The organism is Halomonas rhizosphaerae (genome assembly GCF_030012485.1).
In the GTDB taxonomy this organism is placed as follows: domain Bacteria; phylum Pseudomonadota; class Gammaproteobacteria; order Pseudomonadales; family Halomonadaceae; genus Halomonas; species Halomonas rhizosphaerae.
Genome location: NZ_JASCQQ010000007.1, coordinates 250,849 through 270,333 on the forward strand (window position 1 = coordinate 250,849; position 19,485 = coordinate 270,333).

The 19,485-nt window shown below is 67.0% G+C and carries 19 protein-coding genes; 14 read left to right on the forward strand and 5 right to left on the reverse strand.

The genetic code is table 11. The features are described 5' to 3' along the window. The first annotated feature begins 68 nt into the window (after positions 1-68). From QLQ86_RS03555 to QLQ86_RS03565, 3 genes are read left to right on the forward strand one after another with little or no spacing between them, the layout of a single operon-like run. Positions 69-692 carry a hypothetical protein gene (locus tag QLQ86_RS03555; RefSeq protein WP_282815926.1) on the forward strand — a complete coding sequence of 208 codons (624 nt, stop codon included), beginning with the start codon at positions 69-71 and terminating at the stop codon, positions 690-692. Continuing rightward, the gene (locus tag QLQ86_RS03560) at positions 689-1,117 is read left to right on the forward strand and encodes a phage holin family protein (protein WP_282815927.1); all 429 of its coding nucleotides are present in this window, start codon (positions 689-691) and stop codon (positions 1,115-1,117) included. Before QLQ86_RS03555 ends, QLQ86_RS03560 begins: the two co-directional genes overlap by 4 nt. After that, on the forward strand, positions 1,114-1,797 hold the full coding sequence (locus QLQ86_RS03565) for a DUF3618 domain-containing protein (RefSeq protein WP_282815928.1): 684 nt from the start codon (positions 1,114-1,116) through the stop codon (positions 1,795-1,797). Before QLQ86_RS03560 ends, QLQ86_RS03565 begins: the two co-directional genes overlap by 4 nt. A 548-nt stretch (positions 1,798-2,345) precedes the next feature. Here QLQ86_RS03565 and QLQ86_RS03570 read toward each other — a convergent pair. Continuing rightward, on the reverse strand, positions 2,346-2,591 hold the full coding sequence (locus QLQ86_RS03570; RefSeq protein WP_282815929.1) for a hypothetical protein: 246 nt from the start codon (positions 2,589-2,591) through the stop codon (positions 2,346-2,348). A gap of 349 nt (positions 2,592-2,940) precedes the next feature. On the opposite strand from QLQ86_RS03570, the gene nadA reads away from it, so the two are divergent. Further along, positions 2,941-3,969, forward strand: coding sequence for a quinolinate synthase NadA (gene nadA, locus QLQ86_RS03575; protein WP_282735506.1), 1,029 nt, complete (start codon positions 2,941-2,943; stop codon positions 3,967-3,969). Between the two features lie 160 nt (positions 3,970-4,129). On the opposite strand, the gene QLQ86_RS03580 is transcribed toward nadA, so the two are convergent. Beyond that, positions 4,130-5,632 carry a M48 family metalloprotease gene (locus QLQ86_RS03580; RefSeq protein ID WP_282735507.1) on the reverse strand — a complete coding sequence of 501 codons (1,503 nt, stop codon included), beginning with the start codon at positions 5,630-5,632 and terminating at the stop codon, positions 4,130-4,132. A 144-nt stretch (positions 5,633-5,776) separates the two neighbouring features. Here QLQ86_RS03580 and QLQ86_RS03585 point away from each other — a divergent pair, with 144 nt between their 5' ends. Further along, positions 5,777-6,025, forward strand: coding sequence for a sulfurtransferase TusA family protein (locus QLQ86_RS03585; protein WP_282735508.1), 249 nt, complete (start codon positions 5,777-5,779; stop codon positions 6,023-6,025). Then, positions 6,022-7,122 (forward strand): AI-2E family transporter, encoded by a 1,101-nt coding sequence (locus QLQ86_RS03590; protein ID WP_282815930.1) that lies wholly within the window; start codon positions 6,022-6,024, stop codon positions 7,120-7,122. The genes QLQ86_RS03585 and QLQ86_RS03590 overlap by 4 nt, the downstream gene beginning before the upstream one ends. A 36-nt stretch (positions 7,123-7,158) precedes the next feature. Here QLQ86_RS03590 and QLQ86_RS03595 read toward each other — a convergent pair whose 3' ends face one another. After that, positions 7,159-7,632: a peroxiredoxin gene (locus QLQ86_RS03595; RefSeq protein WP_282735510.1), complete on the reverse strand. Its 474-nt coding sequence runs from the start codon at positions 7,630-7,632 to the stop codon at positions 7,159-7,161. Between the two features lie 191 nt (positions 7,633-7,823). Here QLQ86_RS03595 and dapA point away from each other — a divergent pair, with 191 nt between their 5' ends. The 4 genes from dapA to purC are packed head-to-tail and all read left to right on the forward strand — an operon-like array spanning position 7,824 to position 11,275. Continuing rightward, positions 7,824-8,708, forward strand: coding sequence for a 4-hydroxy-tetrahydrodipicolinate synthase (gene dapA / locus QLQ86_RS03600; RefSeq protein WP_282815931.1), 885 nt, complete (start codon positions 7,824-7,826; stop codon positions 8,706-8,708). 49 nt (positions 8,709-8,757) lie between these two features. Next, positions 8,758-9,726, forward strand: a complete 969-nt coding sequence (locus tag QLQ86_RS03605) for an outer membrane protein assembly factor BamC (protein WP_282815932.1) — start codon at positions 8,758-8,760, stop codon at positions 9,724-9,726. Then, positions 9,726-10,520: an MBL fold metallo-hydrolase gene (locus tag QLQ86_RS03610; RefSeq protein ID WP_282735513.1), complete on the forward strand. Its 795-nt coding sequence runs from the start codon at positions 9,726-9,728 to the stop codon at positions 10,518-10,520. Before QLQ86_RS03605 ends, QLQ86_RS03610 begins: the two co-directional genes overlap by 1 nt. A 41-nt stretch (positions 10,521-10,561) precedes the next feature. Continuing rightward, positions 10,562-11,275: a phosphoribosylaminoimidazolesuccinocarboxamide synthase gene (gene purC, locus QLQ86_RS03615; protein ID WP_282815933.1), complete on the forward strand. Its 714-nt coding sequence runs from the start codon at positions 10,562-10,564 to the stop codon at positions 11,273-11,275. Between the two features lie 42 nt (positions 11,276-11,317). Here purC and tsaA read toward each other — a convergent pair whose 3' ends face one another. Continuing rightward, entirely contained in the window at positions 11,318-12,073 is a 756-nt protein-coding gene (gene tsaA, locus QLQ86_RS03620; RefSeq protein WP_282735515.1) for a tRNA (N6-threonylcarbamoyladenosine(37)-N6)-methyltransferase TrmO, read from the reverse strand. A 93-nt stretch (positions 12,074-12,166) separates the two neighbouring features. On the opposite strand from tsaA, the gene QLQ86_RS03625 reads away from it, so the two are divergent. After that, positions 12,167-12,724 (forward strand): GNAT family N-acetyltransferase, encoded by a 558-nt coding sequence (locus QLQ86_RS03625; protein WP_282735516.1) that lies wholly within the window; start codon positions 12,167-12,169, stop codon positions 12,722-12,724. 7 nt (positions 12,725-12,731) lie between these two features. Here QLQ86_RS03625 and nadC read toward each other — a convergent pair whose 3' ends face one another. Continuing rightward, positions 12,732-13,583: a carboxylating nicotinate-nucleotide diphosphorylase gene (gene nadC, locus QLQ86_RS03630; protein ID WP_282735517.1), complete on the reverse strand. Its 852-nt coding sequence runs from the start codon at positions 13,581-13,583 to the stop codon at positions 12,732-12,734. A 77-nt stretch (positions 13,584-13,660) separates the two neighbouring features. Between nadC and ampD the strand changes: the two genes are divergently transcribed. The 3 genes from ampD (at position 13,661) to aceF (ending at position 19,329) form a co-directional block, all read left to right on the forward strand. Further along, a complete protein-coding gene (gene ampD / locus QLQ86_RS03635) occupies positions 13,661-14,224 on the forward strand; it encodes a 1,6-anhydro-N-acetylmuramyl-L-alanine amidase AmpD (protein ID WP_282735518.1) in 564 nt (187 codons plus the stop codon). A gap of 337 nt (positions 14,225-14,561) precedes the next feature. Then, positions 14,562-17,234, forward strand: coding sequence for a pyruvate dehydrogenase (acetyl-transferring), homodimeric type (aceE, locus tag QLQ86_RS03640; protein WP_282815934.1), 2,673 nt, complete (start codon positions 14,562-14,564; stop codon positions 17,232-17,234). A 76-nt stretch (positions 17,235-17,310) separates the two neighbouring features. Further along, positions 17,311-19,329, forward strand: coding sequence for a pyruvate dehydrogenase complex dihydrolipoyllysine-residue acetyltransferase (gene aceF / locus QLQ86_RS03645; protein WP_282815935.1), 2,019 nt, complete (start codon positions 17,311-17,313; stop codon positions 19,327-19,329). Positions 19,330-19,485 lie beyond the last annotated feature (156 nt).

Sequence of the window (19,485 nt, forward strand, 5' to 3'; positions counted from 1 at the left end):
TTTCTGTACACGTGCGAATCCGTAATCCATCAAGAGCGGGCATTCGAATGAATGCCGAGGAGTGTGTCATGACACCATCGAACCCAGGTTCCAGTCGCCGCAGTTCAGGCAACATGTCCGACGACCCCAGTAACGGCTCCCCGAAGCAGAAAGTTGATCAAGATGTCCGCGAAGCGAAGCGTGAAGGGGGCGACGAAGCGCGCGAGAAGGTCGAAGCCGGCCAGCACCGGTTCGCGGATGAGGCGAACACCCTGTCGGATGCCATCGATGCAGCGGCATCAAAGCTCGACGATCAAGACCGCGAAGGCCTGGCGCGCTATGCCCGCGAGTTGAGCAGCAACCTGGCAAATGCGGCCGAAAAGCTCGAAGGTCGCAGCATCGATGAACTGGCGAACGATGCCAAGCAGCTGTCACGGAACAATCCCGCCTTATTCATGCTCGGTAGCATTGTAGTCGGATTTGGCTTGTCTCGGTTCTTCAAGGCAAGCGCAGAGCACGATCACCATGACGATGACAAGGCGAGCATGGAGCACGACCACCACGACGAGGACAACGCTTTCCGGAGCGATGACACTTCGCGTTATGAAGATGGCTCGACCGGCACGTCAGCGAAGCAGTACGAACGGGAAATGACGGAACCCTATACGACATCGACTGCCCCGGGCAGTAGTCACGGGAGGGAATTGCTATGAGACAGGAACAAGAATCCGCGGCGGTTCCATCGGCGAGCCGCGAATACGGTGCCGACTCGATTGCTGACCTGATTCGTAATCTAGCCACGGATCTGTCCACGCTGCTCGGCAAAGAGATCGAGCTGGCGAAATCCGAAGTCGGAGAATCTGTCGCAGAAGCGAAGACGGCAGTCGGCGCGATCGCGACGGGCGCTGCCATCGCCATGGCGGGGCTCGTGGTGCTGCTCATGAGCGCGGTGTACGGGCTCAGCAACGTCGTTGAACCGTGGCTCGCAGCGCTGATCGTCGGCGCGGTAGCACTGCTGGCCGGTTACCTGATGGTCGGCTCGGCCAAGAAAAAAATGAGCGCGAACTCGATCGTTCCGGATCGCACGCTGGAGTCTACGAAGAAAGATAAAGAAACATTGAAGAGGGCAACTCGATGAACAAGGACACTGATATCCGCAGCGATAGCATTCGCCGCGACGACGATCAAGGTGACGAGACGAAAAGACCGGAACAGCTGGAGCGCGAAGTCGACCAGGCGCGCGCTCGTCTCGGCAGGACCGCGAGCGAGCTGTCCGATCGGCTTTCTCCCGGCGAACTCATCGACCAGGCGCTCGGCATGGCCCGCGAACACGGAGGAGAGTTTGGCCGCAACCTGGGTGCCGAGGTGAAGAACAACCCGATGCCGATGATACTCACCAGCATCGGCATCTCGTGGATGATGATGTCGTCCGGTAACAATGACGCTGCGCATGCTCATGAAGCACACGATACGAGCACAGACGAGAATGGGCGCGGCTTGAAGGGTGCCCTTGGCGATACCGCCGCTAAATCGCAGGACAAGGCCGCCGCGGTGGGTGATCGCGTGCACGGGGCAACCGCGAACATGAAGGAGTCGGCGCAGAATGCCCGGGAAGGCCTGGTGCAGTTCTATCGCGACCAACCGCTGATCGCGGGAAGCCTCGGCATCGCTATCGGCGCTGCTCTGGGTGCGTTGGTACCGCCAACCGAGATCGAGGACGACATGCTCGGCAAAGCGAGAGATCGCAGCGTCGATGCCGCGAAGTCCGAAGCCGCAAGGAAGTACGGCGAAGTTCGCGAGTCGGTACGGTCGGAATAAACCGTTCCTACAGCAGATACCGCCTCGAGACGATCAGTTGCGCTGGAGAGTCCGCAGTCGTCAGGTTCCGCATTTTGCTATCCAGCAGTAAAGTGCGGTTTTTACCGGTGACTCCGCTAAATCAATGGCTTAGCACCAGTCAGGCTTCGCGCAGTCAATGCCGCGAGCTGAAAATATATCGGTATTGTCAGCTTCACCCTGCACCCATATGAGTACATGGTGAGAGGGATTACCCCAGCGAACAACTATCTGGAGCTGAGCTCATGGACAAGAATCAGGCCAAGGGGCATGCGAATAGAGGCGAAGGGTACGGTCAAGGAGATTGCCGGCAGGGTGACCGGCGACAATGAGCTGGAATACAAGGGCAAGGCCGAAAAGCAGGGCGACAAGGCTGAACTCGGGTACGGCGATCTCAAGACGTCAACCAAGTGAACAGCTCAGCGGCCTTCTCGACGTGCCGTCTTGATCCGGCCCGGTGACAGTCAGACCCGTATTTTCGTTGCCGGATGCTGCTGGCGCACCTCGTCGAGGTCGCGCCAGTCGCTAGGCTACAGGAGCGGGTTGAAATCGACTGCGTTGATATCCTGGCTCATCAGGTCATCGTCGCCTTCGGCGGCGCGCTTGGTCGGCTCATCGAGTTCCTCCTCGGGAATCGTCTCGAGTGGTGCTTCGGGCAAGCGTTGTGGCCTGAAGGGGTAGCCGTGCTGCTGCTCGCCTGGTTCGCGGCCGGGCAGGCGTGTGAATGTCTCGAACGTGGGCGGGGTAGGGATGGTGTGCTGGATGGATGATGACATGGTGACCTCGCGTCATTGTCCTGCCTTCACGATGTCGTGAAGCATCGGTAGCATGATTCTGGTGGAACGCCCGGCCACCGTCGGTGCGCTAACACACCCTCGCCACCGTATCGCCAAGCGTCCGGAGTGCCCTTGAACCCACCGGGCGCAGCCCTCATATACCTTGTGACGCTTTTCTGACCGGGACTGGTCAATATTGCACCGTTCTGGTCTAGAATGGAGTTTCGGGTCGACCATCGCGAAAGACGCAGCGGTTGGCCCTCTGGCGTGTTGCCCCGTGCGGAGTGCACGAGCGGCGGCACCTGGTGTAATGCAGGGGGAGCCCCTGCCTGTCACGGTGGTAGACACGATGACGATCATGACTTCCCGTGCCGATCTGCGCGAGCAGCTCGCACGCACCTACTGCCCCACCCGCATTCCCGCCGAGGACGAGGCGCGCATCGAGGAGATCAAGCGTCTGCTCGAGGCCAACAATGCCGTGCTGGTGGCGCACTACTATACCGACGACGCCATCCAGCAGCTCGCCGAGGAGACCGGCGGCTGCGTGGCTGACTCCCTGGAGATGGCGCGCTTCGGCGCCCGCCACGAGGCGGACACCCTGGTGGTGGCTGGCGTGCGCTTCATGGGCGAGACCGCCAAGATCCTCTCCCCGGAGAAGCGGGTGCTGATGCCCACCCTGGAGGCGACCTGCTCGCTGGACGTGGGTTGCCCGGCCGACGAATTCAGCGCCTTCTGCGACGCCCATCCTGACCGCACCGTGGTGGTCTATGCCAACACCTCCGCGGCGGTGAAGGCGCGCGCCGACTGGGTGGTGACCTCCTCCATCGCCGTTGACGTGATCGAGCACCTGCAGGCGCGCGGGGAGAAGATCCTCTGGGCCCCGGACAAGCATCTGGGGGGCTATATCCAGAAGCAGACCGGCGCCGACATGCTGCTCTGGGACGGGGCCTGCATTGTCCACGAGGAGTTCAAGGCCCAGGGCGTCGAAGACCTCAAGGGCCTCTACCCGGAGGCGGCCGTGCTGGTGCACCCGGAGTCGCCGGCCTCGGTGGTCGAGCTGGCCGACGTGGCGGGCTCCACCTCCCAGCTGATCAAGGCGGCGAAGGAGCTGCCCCACGACAAGCTGATCGTGGCGACCGATCGCGGCATATTCTTCAAGATGCAGCAGGCGGTCCCCGAGAAGACGCTCTTCGAGGCGCCCACCGCCGGCAATGGCGCGACCTGCAAGAGCTGCGCCCACTGCCCCTGGATGGCGATGAATGCGCTGGACAACCTGGCGGGCACCCTGCGTGACGGTTCGGGCGAGATCTTCGTCGACGACGCCCTGCGCCTGGCAGCCCTCAAGCCCCTCGAGCGGATGCTCAACTTCCAGCGTTAAGTACCAAGTGACAAGGGGCAAGCCACAAGGAACCCCGCCCGGGGCTAGTGAAGAGATGCAAGGTCAGGCGCCGCCAAGGTCTCGGTGCAATCTGAAGTGCATGCATACTGCCTTGCTCCTTGCTCCTTGCTCCTTGCTCCTTGCTCCTTGCTCCTTGTAGCTAGAACTTCTCCAGCGTCTCCCGGTAGCCGATGAAGTCCTCGCGACGCCGCTCGATATGGCTGGCGGCGGCGCCGTCACCCTCGCGCTCGGCCACCTCCTTGGCCACCTCCAGCTGGCGAATGGCGCGGTCGATGCGACCGGTGAGCTGCAGCTGTTCGGCGCGGGCCAGGTGGCCCCAGGCCTCGCGACCGCTGCGGCCGGCGGCCTCGGCGAGCAGGGTGAACGCCTGCGGGTCCTCGGGGCGGGCGTCGGCCAGGTCGCGCAGCACGCGATAGGCCTCGTTGGGGTCACGTTGCAGCAGCGCCTCGCCCAGCAGTCGGCTCGCCGGCGCGTAGTCCGGCATCAGCCGCAGCTGGCGACGGCTGCGGGTAATTGCCTCGTCGATGCGGCCGGCCTCGAAGGCGACCTGGGCCGCCGAGGCCGGCAGCATCGCCAGGTCGGGCTGTGACCGGGCCAGGGCGTCGAGCGCGTCCAGTGCCCGGTCGGTACGACCGGCCCGGGCATCGATCAGCGCGGCCAGGTAGCGCCGGGCCGCCTCGGGCGCCTGGTCCTGGGCCAGGCGGGTGCTGGCCTGCTGCGGGTCGCGCTCATGGATCGTCAGCAGCGCCCGGGCCCTCACCAGCTGGTAGTGAAGGTCCCCGTCGCGCGGCGTCGCCACCGAGACCTGGTTGGCGCGGGCCTGGGTATCGCTGATGCGTGACTCGGTCACCGGGTGGGTGAGCAGGAACTCCGGGGGATTTCCCCCCTGCAGGCTCATCATGCGCTGCATGGCGCGAAACATCTCCACCATGGCCCCCGGTTCATAGCCGGCGTCTGCCATGGCCTGCAGGCCCACGCGGTCGGCCTCCTGCTCGAAGCGCCGCGAGTAGCTCAGCTGGTCCTGGATGACGGCCGCCTGGGAGCCCATGGCGGCGGCGATGCCGGCATCGCCGCCGCCCCCGGCGGCGAGCAGCATGCCGGCGAGCATGGCGGCCATCGCCGGGATTTGGGTCTGCTCGGCGCGGGCCTGGCCGCGGGCATAGTGGCGCTGGGAGAGATGGCCGAGCTCGTGGGCGACCACCGAGGCCAGCTCGGCCTCGTGTTCGGCGAAGGCGAACAGCCCGGCATTGACGCCGATCACCCCGCCGGGCACGGCGAAGGCATTGAGCAGGCGGCTCTCCACCAGGGTGACGGCGGTGCGGGCGTCACCCAGGCCGCTGTGGGGCAGCAGGCGGGCCACCAGCGACTCCACGTAGTCCTGGGCGATGGCGTCCTGCCATTCGGGGGCGCGGGCGCGGAACTGGCGCAACCAGGCGCGGCCCAGGCGGTACTCCTCGCCGCTGATGGCCTGGCTGTCACCGCGGGTCAGGCTGGGTAGTCCGTAGTCGCCTCCGGCCGCGACCTCGGGGCTTCGGGTCAGGCCGGGTGCCTCGTAGCGGCCGGGTGACTGGGCCTGGGCCGGCAGGGCAAGCACCAGGCTCAGGGCGCAGGCGGTGAGGCAGGTTCCGGTTCGACGCAGCATGGCCGTCCTCGTCAAGGGGAGCGCAAGGGATGGCAGGTACCCAGATGTGACATTGATTCGGCCTGCAAAGTGCCTTTAAATCGCAGGGACTTGCGTGCGGGCGCGTTGCCCGGCACGTGCCACTGCATTTTCCCGGGAGACACCATGGCGCTGCAACCCGATGACCTGCTCGATGCCCGCGGTCTTCCCTGCCCCCTGCCGCTGCTCAAGGCCAAGCAGGCGCTGTCACGCCTCGCGACCGGCCAGTTGCTGGAGGTCATGGCCACCGATGCGGGCTCCTGGCGCGACTTCGAGACCTTCGTGGCCCAGAGCGCGCACGAGATGCCGGCTCGGGAGGAGCGCGGTGACGTCTACCATTTCTGGATCCGCAAGGGCGGGGAGCCGGCTTCATGACCCTGAGGTCGGTCTTCAGGCGCTGGATGGATCACTACTTCTCGGACGAGGAGGCGGTGATCCTGCTGGTGGTGCTGGTGCTGGGCTTCACCGCGGTGATCCTCTTCGGGCGCATGCTGGCGCCCTTCCTCACCGCCCTGGTGGTTGCCTTCCTGCTGCAGGGGCCGGTGAGCTGGATGGAGCGGCGCAGGATGCCGCGCCTGCTGGCGGTGTTCGTGGTGTTCCTCGCCTTCATCGGCGTGCTGCTGGCGCTGGCCTTCATCCTGATGCCACTGATCTGGAACCAGCTGGTGGGGCTGGTCCAGGAGGCGCCGCGGATGTTCGCCAGTGGCCAGCAGCTGCTGGATGATCTCCAGGAGCGCTATCCCAACCTGGTCACTCCCGACCAGATGCAGAACTGGATCGACGTGGCCGGCCGCGAGGTGACGCAGCTCGGCCAGCGCGCCCTGACCCTGTCGCTGGCCTCGCTGGGCAACGTCCTGACACTGATCGTCTACCTGATCCTGGTGCCGATCCTGGTGTTCTTCATGCTCAAGGACCGCGACCGGCTGGTGGGCTTCACCATCTCGCTGCTGCCCCAGCGGCGCGAGCTGATGACTCGCATCTGGGAGGAGATGGACGACCAGATCGCCAACTACGTGCGCGGCAAGTTCATCGAGATCATCATCGTCGGCACCGTCGCCTTCTTCACCTTCGCCTACTTCGGGCTCCCCTACACGGCGCTGCTGGCGGTGGTGGTGGGCCTGTCGGTGCTGGTGCCCTATATCGGGGCGGCGGTGACCACCCTGCCGGTGGCAGCGGTGGCCGGCTTCCACTTCGGCCTGACGAACGAGTTCCTCTATGTGCTGGTCGCCTATGGCGTGCTGCAGGCGCTGGATGGCAACGTCCTGTCGCCGATCCTGTTCTCCGAGGCGGTCAACATCCACCCGGTATCGATCATCCTGGCGATCCTCTTCTTCGGCGGGATCTGGGGCTTCTGGGGGGTCTTCTTCGCCATCCCCCTGGCGACCCTGCTCAAGGCGCTGGTCTATGCCTGGCCGCGGGGCATCAAGCAGCGCCACCTCAAGGAATCGGCCGAGACGCGCACCGAGTCGTGAGCGTCCCGGGGCGCGGTGCAACACGTGGCAGAGCGCTCAGCCGGCGTGCAGGGCCTGGGCGGCGTCCAGCACCTCCTGGGCATGGCCCTTGACCTTGACGCCGCGCCACTCGCGGGCGAGCCTGCCGTCGGCATCGATCAGGAAGGTGCTGCGCTCGATTCCCAGGTGCTCCTTGCCGTAGAGCTTCTTCAGCTTGATGACGTCGAACAGCCGGCACAGCGCCTCGTCCTTGTCGGAGATCAGCGCGAAGTTGAAGTCCTGCTTGGCCTTGAAGTTCTCCTGGGCGCGGATGCCGTCCCGCGAGACGCCGAGGATCACGGTGTTGGCGGCGTCGAAGGCCTCCTTGCGGTCGCGGAAGTCGCCGCCCTCGGTCGTGCACCCGGGGGTGCTGGCCTTGGGGTAGAAGTAGACCACCACCTGTTTCCCCTTCAGCTCGGAGAGGGTGACGGTGGTGTCGCCGGTGGCAGTGGCGGTGAAGTCCGGAACGGGCTCTCCGAGGCTGACGCTCATGGTCGTGCTCCTGTCGTGGATGGAAGATAGAAGGCCTGATTACACGCAAGCGCTGGCGAACTGTAAAGTCGCGGCTGTACAGGCTCCCGAGGCCTGAGTACCATTTGGCCCTTGGCACCGGGGCAGACCCCGGGGCGTTGCCCGAGGTCCCCGCGACCGCGAATGCAGGCGAATCGAGAGGAATCGAGAGGATGATCACTGGCAGTATCGTCGCGCTGGCGACGCCGATGAAGGTCAACGGCGATATCGACTGGGAGGCCCTGCGCCGCCTGGTGCACTTTCATCTCGACAACGGTACCGATGCGATCGTGGCGGCCGGCACCACCGGCGAGCCGACCACCATGTCGTTCGCCGAGCACTTCGATGTCATCCGTACCGTGGTGGAGGAAGTGAACGGGCGCATCCCGGTCATCGCCGGTACCGGCTCCAACAATACCACCGAGGCGGTGGAGCTGGCCCGCTACGCCAGCGAGGTCGGGGCGGACTGCTGCCTGACCGTGGCGCCCTACTACAACAAGCCCACCCAGGAAGGGCTCTACCGGCACTTCAAGGCCATCGCCGAGAGCAGCGACCTGCCGGTGATCCTCTACAACGTGCCGGGGCGCACCTGCTCGGACATCTACAACGAGACCGTGCTGCGCCTGGCCGACGTCGACAAGATCATCGGGCTCAAGGACGCTACCGGCAACCTTGAGCGTGCCGAGGACCTGATCGCGCGCCTCAAGGGCAGCGGCTTCATGCTCTATTCCGGGGATGACGCCACCGCCTGCGACTTCATGCTGATGGGGGGCCATGGCGACATCTCGGTGACCGCCAACGTGGCCCCACGGGCCATGCACGAGCTGTGCAGCGCCGCCGTGGCCGGTGATGCCGACCGGGCCCACCAGATCAACACCCGCCTGATGCCGCTGCACACCAACCTGGGGATCGAGTCCAACCCGATTCCGGTCAAGTGGGCGCTTTACCGCATGGGCCACATCGAGCCCGGCATCCGGCTGCCGCTGACCTGGCTCTCCGAGAAGTATCACTCCACCGTCAGCGAGGCCCTGCAGCTGGCGGGCCTGATCGACGACTGAGCGGTGCCCGGCACCGCGCACCCCGCACAACTCTAGGCAAGGTGGACGCATGAACTCTGCGCTGAAATGGATGCCGCTGGTGGCGGTGATCGCCCTGGCCACGGCCGGCTGTGCCCGTGATGGCTTCTATCATGATCGCAACCTCGACTACGGCGAGGCCGAGGAGACTGCGCCCCTGGTGCTGCCGGATGGCCGCGATGCCGAGCGCTACCGGGATGCCATGCCGGTCCCCGAGGTGAGCGGCACGCGGCCCGCCGAGGATGGCGTGGTCGAGGCACCGCTTCCCCAGGCCCTGTCGCCCGGGCGCAGCATGGAGCGAGGCTATGTCGAGCGTCGCGCGGTCGGCGACGAGCGCTGGCTGGTGGTGGGCGCCGAACCGGCAACGGTCTGGCCGGAGCTCGAGCGCTTCGTGCGCAGCCGCGGCCTGACCGTCACCGCCAGTGACTCCCGTCGCGGCATCCTGGAAACCGACCAGGCCAGGCTCAGCGTCCGCCCGGCGCTGCGCAGCGGCGACAGCGAGATACGCTGCGAGCAGGGCGGGACCACGCAGGCCGCCTGCCTGACGGCACTGGAACGCCACTTCGAGGGGGTCAGTGCTTCGTCGAGCGCCGCCTCGCTGGCTGCCCAGCGGCCCGACGCCCAGAATCCTGCCAGGTTCGAGCAGCGTGGCGACGACTGGCAGGTGATCCTGCCCTTCGCGGCGGACCGTCTCTGGGCCGAACTGAGCCACCAGCTGGAGCTCGACTTCGCGGTCGAGGGCCGTCGTGAGCTGCTCGAGCGCGACCCCGCCGCGCGCAGCTTCCTGGTGGGCTACCTGACCCAGAGCGAGCGGGAGCGGGGCCTGTTGCAATCGCTTGCGACCCTCAACCTGGGCGAGTCGACCCGGCAGGTCCGCCTGGTGCTGGAGGCCCGTGGCCCCGAGGAGACCGTGCTCAAGGCGCAGGGTGCCGGCGAGGAAGCGCTCTCCACCGAGGACCAGCGCGAGCTGCTCGAGCGGGTGGCGGGCCTGCTGCGCTGATGAGCGGTACGGTGCCGGGTGGGCGCGGGCGCCTCTCCTTCGCCTCCCTGGGCAGCGGCAGCAAGGGCAACGCCACCCTGGTCAGCGACGGCGAGACGCACCTGCTGGTCGACTGCGGCTTCACCCTGCGCGAGACTGAGCGCCGACTGGCCCGCCTGGGGCTGCATCCTCGTCAGCTCGATGCCCTGCTGGTGACCCACGAGCATGGCGATCATGTGCGGGGCGTCGGCCCCCTGGCCCGCCGCCACGGGATGCCGGTCTATCTGACGCCGGGGACCTGGCTGTCGGGTCGGCTCGGCGAGCTGCCGCGCCGCCACTGGATCACCCCCCAGGCCCGGTTCGCGGTCAAGGGGCTGACCATCGACCCCGTCACCGTGCCCCACGACGCCCGGGAGCCGGTGCAGTTTCGCATCGTCGCCGGCGAGCGGCGCCTCGGCCTGCTCACCGACCTGGGGCACCCCAGCGCGCATGTGATCGAGGCCTTCGCCCGCTGCGACGGCCTGGTGCTGGAGTGCAACCACGACCCGCGGATGCTCGCCGAGGGGCCCTATCCCGCGAGCCTCAAGCGGCGCGTCGGCGGCGACTGGGGGCACCTGGCCAACGGCCAGGCGGCCTGGCTGCTGCAGCGGCTGGGGCTCGACCGCCTGCAGCGCATCGTCTGCTCCCACCTCTCCGAACACAACAACCGCCCCGAGCTGGCCCTGGAGGCCCTGGTGCCACTGCTCGACGGCGATGAATCCCGGCTGAGGGTCGCCGCCCAGGACGATGGCCTGGTGTGGCAGACGCTCGGCTGAACGACCATCCTGATCCGTATCCGCGCCTCTGGAGGCTCCCCATGGAAAAGCGCCAAGAACTCTATGCCGGCAAGGCCAAGTCGGTCCATGCCACCGATGACCCCGATCGCCTGATTCTGACCTTCCGCGACGACACCAGCGCCTTCGACGGCGAGCGCATGGAGTCGCTGGCCCGCAAGGGGATGGTCAACAACCGCTTCAATGCCTTCATCATGGAGAAGCTGCAGGCAGCGGGCATTCCCACCCATTTCGACCGGCGCCTCTCCGATACCGAGAGCCTGGTGAAGCGGCTCGAGATGATCCCGGTGGAGTGCGTGGTGCGCAACATCGCCGCCGGCGGCCTGGTCAAGCGTCTCGGCGTGGAGGAGGGGCAGGCGCTCGACCCGCCCACCTTCGAGCTGTTCCTCAAGAACGATGCCCTGCACGACCCCATGATCAACGAGTCGCTGGCCGAGACCTTCGGCTGGGCGACCCCCGAGCAGCTGGCCGAGATGAAGGCGCTCACCTTCCGGGTCAACGAGGTGCTCAAGGCGCTGTTCGCCGAGGGTGGCCTGCTGCTGGTGGACTACAAGCTGGAGTTCGGCCTGTTCAAGGGCGAGATCGTGCTGGGTGACGAGTTCTCCCCGGACGGCTGTCGCCTGTGGGACGCCAAGACCCGCGAGAAGCTCGACAAGGACCGCTTTCGCCAGGGGTTGGGCGGCGTGATCGAGGCCTACGAGGAGGTCGGGCGGCGCATCGGCATCGATTTCGACTGACGCCGTCGGCGCGACGCGAGAAGGGCCCCGCGGGGCCCTTTGTCATGTCCGGCCCTCGGCCGGGACGATCTCGACCACCCTGAGGGTCGTGGGACCGGCGTGTTCCTGCCGAGCCTGGAAGCGCACGTCCACGTCGCGCAGCCGGACCCCGTAGACCCGCGCCTCGGCGCCGTTGCGGTAGGCGGGGCGCGGGTCCTGGGCCAGCACCTGACGGATCAGTTCGCGCAGCGAGTCACCGTCCGGGCGCTGGACGAGCACCTCCTCGGCCTCGGGCGAGAGGCTGACCGCCAGGGTCGGCGGCGGCTCGGGGGCGAACCCGGCGCGGGCCTCGGGGCGGGACTCCGCCCAGGGCAGATAGGGCTTGATGTCGAGCACCGGGGTGCCGTCGACCAGGTCGGCGCCGCGCAGCCGCAGGCGGACCCCGCGAGCGGTGTCGATCTCGACCAGCTCCACCAGCGAGAGCCCCAGGCGGTTCGGGCGGTGGGTGCTGCGGCTGGCGAAGACCCCGACCCGCGCGTTACCACCGAGGCGAGGCGGGCGCACCAGCGGGGTCCAGCGCGCCGGGCCGGTCTCTTCGGGGCTGAGGTGGAAGACGAAGGTCAGCCAGAGGTGGCTGAAGGCCTCCAGGCCTCGCACCGCCAGCGGGTCATCGAAGGGCGGGGTCAGCACCAGGGACGCCCGGGCCGCCGGTGCCAGACCTGGCTGGCGCGGGATGCCGAACTTGTCCGGGAAGTCGCTCTCGATGATGCCGATGGGCCTGAGGTGGAGGGCGTCGGGTGGGGCGGGGCGTTCGTTCATGGCATATCCTGACGGTGTCCACCCGCAGGGCTTGGCCCCGCGGCGTGGCTTGGGTAGTCTGCCGGCCCGGTCATCATCTCAGGAGGGTCTCGCATGCGTCTTGCCGACATCGATAGCGGTCCCGAGCCGGCCGAGCCGCCGCCCTGCGGGCATCGTCGTGGGCCGCGAATCGTCTATCGCACGGCCCGCGCCCGCGACGCCGCCGACCAGGCCGAGGTCTTCCACCATGCGGTGATGCAGGGCGCGGCGGGACACTACTCGCTGGCCGAGCGCCAGGCCTGGGCAATGGTCCTGCCCCGGGATGGCAGTGCCTGGGCGGCGCGCCAGGCGCTCTACACCACCCTGGTCGCCGACTGCGAGGGCCGCTGCGTGGGGTTCCTGGAGCTGGATATCCGCCGGGGGCGGATCGAGACCCTCTACGTCTGGCCGTCGCTTGGCCGACGCGGGATCGGCTCGACCCTGCTGGTGCATGCCGAGCGCCTGCTGCTGGAGCAGGGCGTGACCCGGGCCGCGATCGAGGCCAGCGCCATGCTGGTCGATGGCCTGGTGCACCGTGGCTGGCAGCGGCTGGGCGACGACTGGGTCGAGCGCGGCGGCGAACGCCTTTACCGCCAACGGCTCGCGAAGCGGCTCGCCGCGGTCGAGACCTGAGGCGCCCTCACGCCTCCTGCTCGACGATGCGCATCGACAGGTCGATGGCCGCGACATCCTTGGTCAGGGCGCCGCTGGAGATGCAGTCCACGCCGGTCTCGGCGATGGCGCGCAGGGTGCCTTCGTCGACATTGCCCGAGGCCTCCAGGGTGGCTCGCCCGGCGGTGCGGCGCACCGCCTCTCGCATGTCGTCGAGGCTGAAGTTGTCGAGCATGATCACGTCGGCCCCGGCGGCGAGTGCCTGGTCCAGCTCCTCGAAGGTTTCCACCTCCACCTCCACCGGCAGGTCGCGGGCGATGCTGCGCGCCTCGCGCACTGCCGCTGCGATGCCGCCGCAGGCCGCGATGTGGTTCTCCTTGATCAGGAAAGCATCATAGAGGCCGATGCGGTGGTTGTGACCGCCGCCGCAGGTCACCGCGTACTTCTGGGCGAGCCTCAGCCCCGGCAGCGTCTTGCGGGTGTCGAGCATACGTACCCCGGTCCCCTCGAGCAGGTCCACATAGTGGCGGGTGCGGGTCGCCGTGGCGGAGAGGGTTTGCAGCAGGTTGAGCGCGGCGCGCTCCCCGGTGAGCAGGCTGCGTGCGGGGCCCTCCAGCTCGAGGAAGGCTTGGCCGGGGGCGAGGCGGTCGCCGTCGGCGGCCTGCCAGTGCAGGGCGACCCGGGCATCGAGGCGCCGGAACAGCTCGTCGACCCAGGCCACGCCACACAGCACCGCGGCCTCGCGGGTGATCACCCGGGCCCGGGCCATCTGCTTCTCGGGCACCAGCTGGGCGGTGATGTCACCGGGGCCGACGTCCTCGGCCAGCAGCCGGGCGGCACTGTCACGGATCTCTTCGGCAAGGGCGTCCTGGTAATGCATGGCGGGTCCATCTCTGTGCGGGGAAGCTTGAGGCGGTCATTATAGGGAAACCCATGCATCGACGTCAGGGAAAAACCATGCGCATCGACGACGGCTGGCTGCCCGGAGCCCGGCGGCTTCCCTCGCCCAACCAGGACGAACGCCCGGCCGGGGAGGTCTCGTTGCTGCTGCTGCACTCCATCAGCCTGCCGCCCGGGACCTTCGGGGGCGAGCATATCGAGCGGCTCTTCACCAACCGGCTAGACCCCGAGGCACACCCCTTCTTCGCGACCATCGCCGAGCTGCGCGTCTCGGCCCACCTGCTGATTCGGCGCGACGGGGAGTGCGTGCAGTTCGTGCCTTTCCAGGCGCGGGCCTGGCATGCCGGCCGCTCGCGGTGGCGGGACGGCGGGCGCGAGCGCCGGGCGCTGAACGACTTCGCCCTGGGCATCGAACTGGAGGGGGACGAGGTCAGCCCCTACACCGGCGCCCAGTACCGGGCCCTGGCGGCCGTTACCCGGGCGCTGCTGGAGGCCTACCCGGCCCTCGACGAGGCGCGCATCACCAGCCATGCCCGGGTGGCGCCGCTGCGCAAGAGCGACCCGGGACCCGCCTTCGACTGGGCCTACTTTCGCCAGGAAATGGAAAGAATACGTTCCTGAAGGGGCCAGGGAGGCCTTGTCGATCAATTCTGAATGGCACGCTTGCTTCATACGGTAGTTTAGCTACAACTGCCTGAGAGGGGCCGGATTCGACGTTGTGGGGGCGCGTAATCCCCTGTGTTGCGGTGCAATACTGATTTTATGAAAATTATTTCCATTTCATCTTGAATTGGCAGGGCCCGGCGTTTACGGTATCTTCGCGCCAACGGCAGCGACACTTCACATACCACCTTGTAAAACAACTACAGGCCTGACGCGTTCGGTCTGCACGTCCGAACATGAGCGCCACTCGCCCCTCTGCGGGCTGTAGTCCCTATCGTCATTCGGAGAGACGTCTATGAGTCTGGAAACAAGAGAAGATCTCGATCCGGTCGAAACCACGGAATGGCTGGATTCCCTGGAGTCGGTCCTGGATCGCGAGGGCGAGGATCGTGCCCGGTACCTGATGACGCGCCTGGCCGACCGAGTGCGTCGCGATGGCATGCAGGTGCCCTTCTCGGTGACCACCCCGCATCGCAACACCATACCGGTGCACCGCGAGGCGCCGATGCCGGGCGATCTGTTCATGGAACGTCGCATCCGTTCGCTGATCCGCTACAACGCCATCGCCCAGGTGATCCGCAACAACCGCGCGAACCCGGGGCTGGGTGGTCATATCGCCAGCTTCATGTCGGCGGCGACCCTCTATGACGTGGGCTTCAACCACTTCTTCCGCGCCCCGAACGGCGACTTCGAGGGCGACCTGGTCTACATCCAGGGCCATGTGGCGCCGGGCGTCTATGCCCGTGCCTACCTGGAGGGGCGTCTCACCGAGGACCAGATGGACAAGTATCGCCAGGAGGTGGATGGCGACGGCCTCTCGTCCTACCCGCACCCCTGGCTGATGCCGGACTTCTGGCAGTTCCCCACGGTGTCCATGGGCCTCGGCCCCATCCAGGCCATCTACCAGGCCCACGTGATGAAGTACCTGGATTCCCGTGAGCTCAAGGACATGCACGATCGCAAGATCTGGTGCTTCATGGGCGACGGCGAGTGTGACGAGCCGGAATCCCTGGGCGCCATCCACCTGGCCAGCCGCGAGAAGCTCGACAACCTGATCTTCGTCGTCAACTGCAACCTGCAGCGCCTGGACGGCCCGGTGCGCGGCAACTCGCGCATCATGGACGAGCTCGAGGGGGTGTTTCGCGGCGCCGGCTGGAACGTCCTCAAGGTCGTCTGGGGTCGCCTCTGGGACCCGCTCTTCGAGAAGGACAAGAAGGGCATCCTGCAGAAGCGCATGGACGAGGCCGTCGACGGCGAGTACCAGAACTACAAGGCCAACGGCGGCGCCTATACCCGGGAGCACTTCTTCGGCAAGTACCCGGAAACCGCCGAGATGGTCAAGGACATGTCCGACGAGGACGTCTGGAAGCTCAACCGCGGCGGCCATGACCCCTTCAAGGTGTACGCGGCCTACCACCAGGCGACCCAGAAGGCCAACGGCCGTCCCACCGTGATCCTGGCGCACACCGTCAAGGGTTACGGCATGGGCGGCGGCGATGGCGAGGCCGCCAACGAGGCCCACCAGGTCAAGACCATGGAGTACGAGGCGCTGCGCACATTCCGCGACCGCTTTGGCATCCCGCTCTCCGACGAGCAGCTCAAGGAAGTGCCGTACTACAAGCCGGACGACGATACGCCGGAAATGAAGTACATGCATCTCCAGCGCGAGCGCCTGGGTGGCTACCTGCCGGCGCGCCGCAATGACTTCGAGGCGCTGCCGATCCCGGCGCTCGAGGACAAGACCTTCGCGTCGCAGACCGGCGGCTCCAAGGGGCGCGAGGTCTCCACCACCATGGCCTTCGTGCGTATCCTCAACGGCCTGGTCAAGGACAAGAAGATCGGCGAGCGCGTGGTGCCGATCATTCCCGACGAGGCACGGACCTTCGGCATGGAGGGCATGTTCCGCCAGCTCGGCATCTACACCTCCGAGGGTCAGAAGTACGAACCGGTGGACAAGGGACAGATCATGTTCTACCGCGAGGATCAGAAGGGCCAGATCCTCGAGGAGGGCATCACCGAGGCCGGCGCCATGTCGGCGTGGATCGCCGCCGCGACCTCCTACTCGAACAATGCCACGACGCTGCTGCCGTTCTACGTCTACTACTCGATGTTCGGCTTCCAGCGCATCGGCGACCTGGCCTGGGCGGCCGGCGACATGCAGGCCCGCGGCTTCCTGGTCGGTGGCACCGCCGGGCGCACCACCCTCAACGGCGAGGGCCTCCAGCACCAGGATGGCCACAGCCACCTGCAAGCCTCGATGATTCCCAACTGCCGCAGCTACGATCCGACCTATGCCCACGAGGTGGCGGTGATCGTCCAGGACGGCCTGAAGCGCATGTTCACCGACAAGGAGAACTGCTTCTACTACCTGACGGTGATGAACGAGAACTACGAGCACCCGGCCCTCGACGAGGTGCCCGCCGACGACATCATCAAGGGCATGTACCTGCTGCGCGAGACGCAGGGCGACAAGGGCCGCGTGCAGCTGCTGGGCTGTGGCACCATCCTGCGCGAGGTCGAGGCCGCCGCCGAGATGCTCGCCGAGGAGTGGGGCGTGGGCGCCGACATCTGGAGCGTCACCAGCTTCAACGAGCTGCGCCGCGAGGCCCTGGAGATCGATCGCCAGGCCTTCATCAATCCCGAGGCCGAGCCGGGCAAGCCCCACGTCACCGCCTGCCTGGAAGGCCGCAAGGGGCCGGCGATCGCCTCCACCGACTACATGAAGCTGTTCGCCGACCAGGTCCGCGCCTGGGTGCCGACCGACTACCATGTACTGGGCACCGACGGCTTCGGTCGCTCCGATACCCGCGAGAAGCTGCGCGCCTTCTTCGAGGTCGATCGCCGCTTCGTGACCGTGGCCGCGCTCAAGGCGCTGGCCGACCGTGGCGAGCTGGATCGCAAGGTCGTCGGCGAGGCGCTCAAGAAGTACGGCATCGACCCGGCCAAGCCCAACCCGCTTGAGGTGTGAGGCGCCGACCGACTGATCCGGTGGCATGGCGGGCCCGCGGGGCCCGCCCCCGTCAAGAGTTTGAAGGAGCGCGACCTTGAGTAGCGAAATCATCAAAGTTCCGGACATCGGTGGCGATACCGATGTGGAAATCATCGAGATCGCGGTGGCCGAGGGCGATGTCATTGCCCCCGAGGACACCCTGATCACGCTGGAGTCCGACAAGGCCAGCATGGACGTGCCGGCGCCGAAGGGCGGCAAGGTACTGAAGGTGCTGGTCAAGGAGGGCGACACCGTCTCCGAGGGCGACGACATCGTCGAGATCGAGGTCGAGGGCGGCGGCGAGGCCGAGGAGAAAAGCGAGGCTTCCGAGGCGCAGAAAGACCCCGAGCCCGCGCCCGAACCGGCCCCGGAGAAGCCCGCCGCCAGGAGCGGGGGCGGTGGCAAGCGCACCGTGGAGATCAAGGTCCCCGATCTGGGGGGCTCCGCGGATGTGGAGATCATCGAGGTGGCGGTGGCCGAGGGCGATGAAGTGGCCGCCGAGGATACGCTGATCACCCTGGAGTCCGACAAGGCCTCCATGGACGTGCCGAGCCCCCATGCCGGCAAGCTGGTCTCGCTCACCGTGAAGGAGGGTGACACCGTCTCCGAGGGCGACGTGATCGGCACCATGGACGTCGAGGACGCGGGTACCGGCGAGGGGGGCGGCGACGCCGAGCCCGCCGCCGAGTCGGCGCCCGAGCCGGCAGCGAGCGCCCCGCAGGCGTCGGCCCCGGCCGAGGAGGAGGGAGCCGGCGGTGGCGAGCCCGAGCGGAAGGAGATTCGCGTCCCGGACCTCTCCGGCTCCTCCGATGTGCCGATCATCGAGATCGCCGCCAGCGCCGGCGACGAGGTCGACGAGGAGGACCCGCTGATCACCCTGGAGTCCGACAAGGCCTCCATGGACGTACCCAGCCCCTACAAGGGCAAGCTGCTCGAGCTGACCGTGAAGGAGGGCGATACCGTCTCCGAGGGCGACCTGATCGGCTATATCGAGGTGGCCGGCACGCCGGGTACCGGCAGCAAGGCCGCGTCCCAACCGGCCGCGAAGACGCCCGAACCCCAGGCCGCGAAGGCCGAGGCGCCGTCGGGAACGCCCGCCGGCTCGCCGAGCCCCGAGGCCCAGATGGCCGCCCACAAGCCGCGCGACGGCAAGCTGGTGCATGCCGGTCCGGCGGTGCGCATGCTGGCCCGCGAGTTGGGCGTCGACCTGGGACTGGTCAGGCCCAGCGGCCCCAAGGACCGCGTCCTCAAGGAGGACGTCCACGCCTACGTCAAGCAGGTGATGGACGGCAAGGCCAGCACACCCGCGGCGGCAGCACCGCCGGCGGCGGCCGGGGGTGGCATCCCGCCGATCCCTGACCAGGACTTCAGCCAGTTCGGCGAAGTGGAAGAGAAGCCCATGGGCCGCCTGATGAAGATGGGCGCCACCAACCTGCATCGCAGCTGGGTCAACCTGCCCCACGTCACCCAGTTCGACGAGGCGGACATCACCGAGCTGGAGGCCTTCCGCAAGTCGATGAAGGCCGAGGCCGAGGCCCAGGGTGCCAAGCTCACGCCGCTGCCCTTCCTGATCAAGGCCTGCGCCTTCGCACTGCGCCAGTACCCGCAGTTCAACGTCAGCCTGAAGAGCGACGGCGAGACGGTGGTCCACAAGAAGTACGTGCATATCGGCGTCGCCGTGGACACCCCGGATGGCCTGATGGTACCGGTGATCCGCGATGCCGACCGCAAGTCACTGATCGAACTGGCCAAGGAGTCCGTGGAACTGGCCAAGAAGGCGCAGTCGAAGAAGCTCAAGCGCGAGGAGATGACCGGTGGCTGCTTCACCATCTCCAGCCTGGGCTCCATCGGCGGCACGGCCTTCACGCCGATCGTCAACGCCCCGGAGGTGGCCATTCTCGGCATCTCCAAGGCGCAGATGAAGCCGGTGTGGGACGGTCAGGCCTTCCAGCCGCGGCTGATGATGCCGCTGTGCCTCTCCTATGACCACCGGGCGGTCAACGGCGCCGATGCGGCGCGCTTCACCGCCTTCCTGGGCCAGGTGCTGACGGATATCCGTCGCCTGCTGCTGTAGGACGCCATCCTGCCTGGCACAACGGCGCCGCAAGGCGCCGTTGTCGTTTGTGGCAGGCGCTATCGTGCAGGGCAGACCAAAGTGCTATTCGGCTTCCAGGATATTGATGCACGGATCTTTTTTTCGTATTCGACGGCGCGCGGGTAGGCCCGTCGC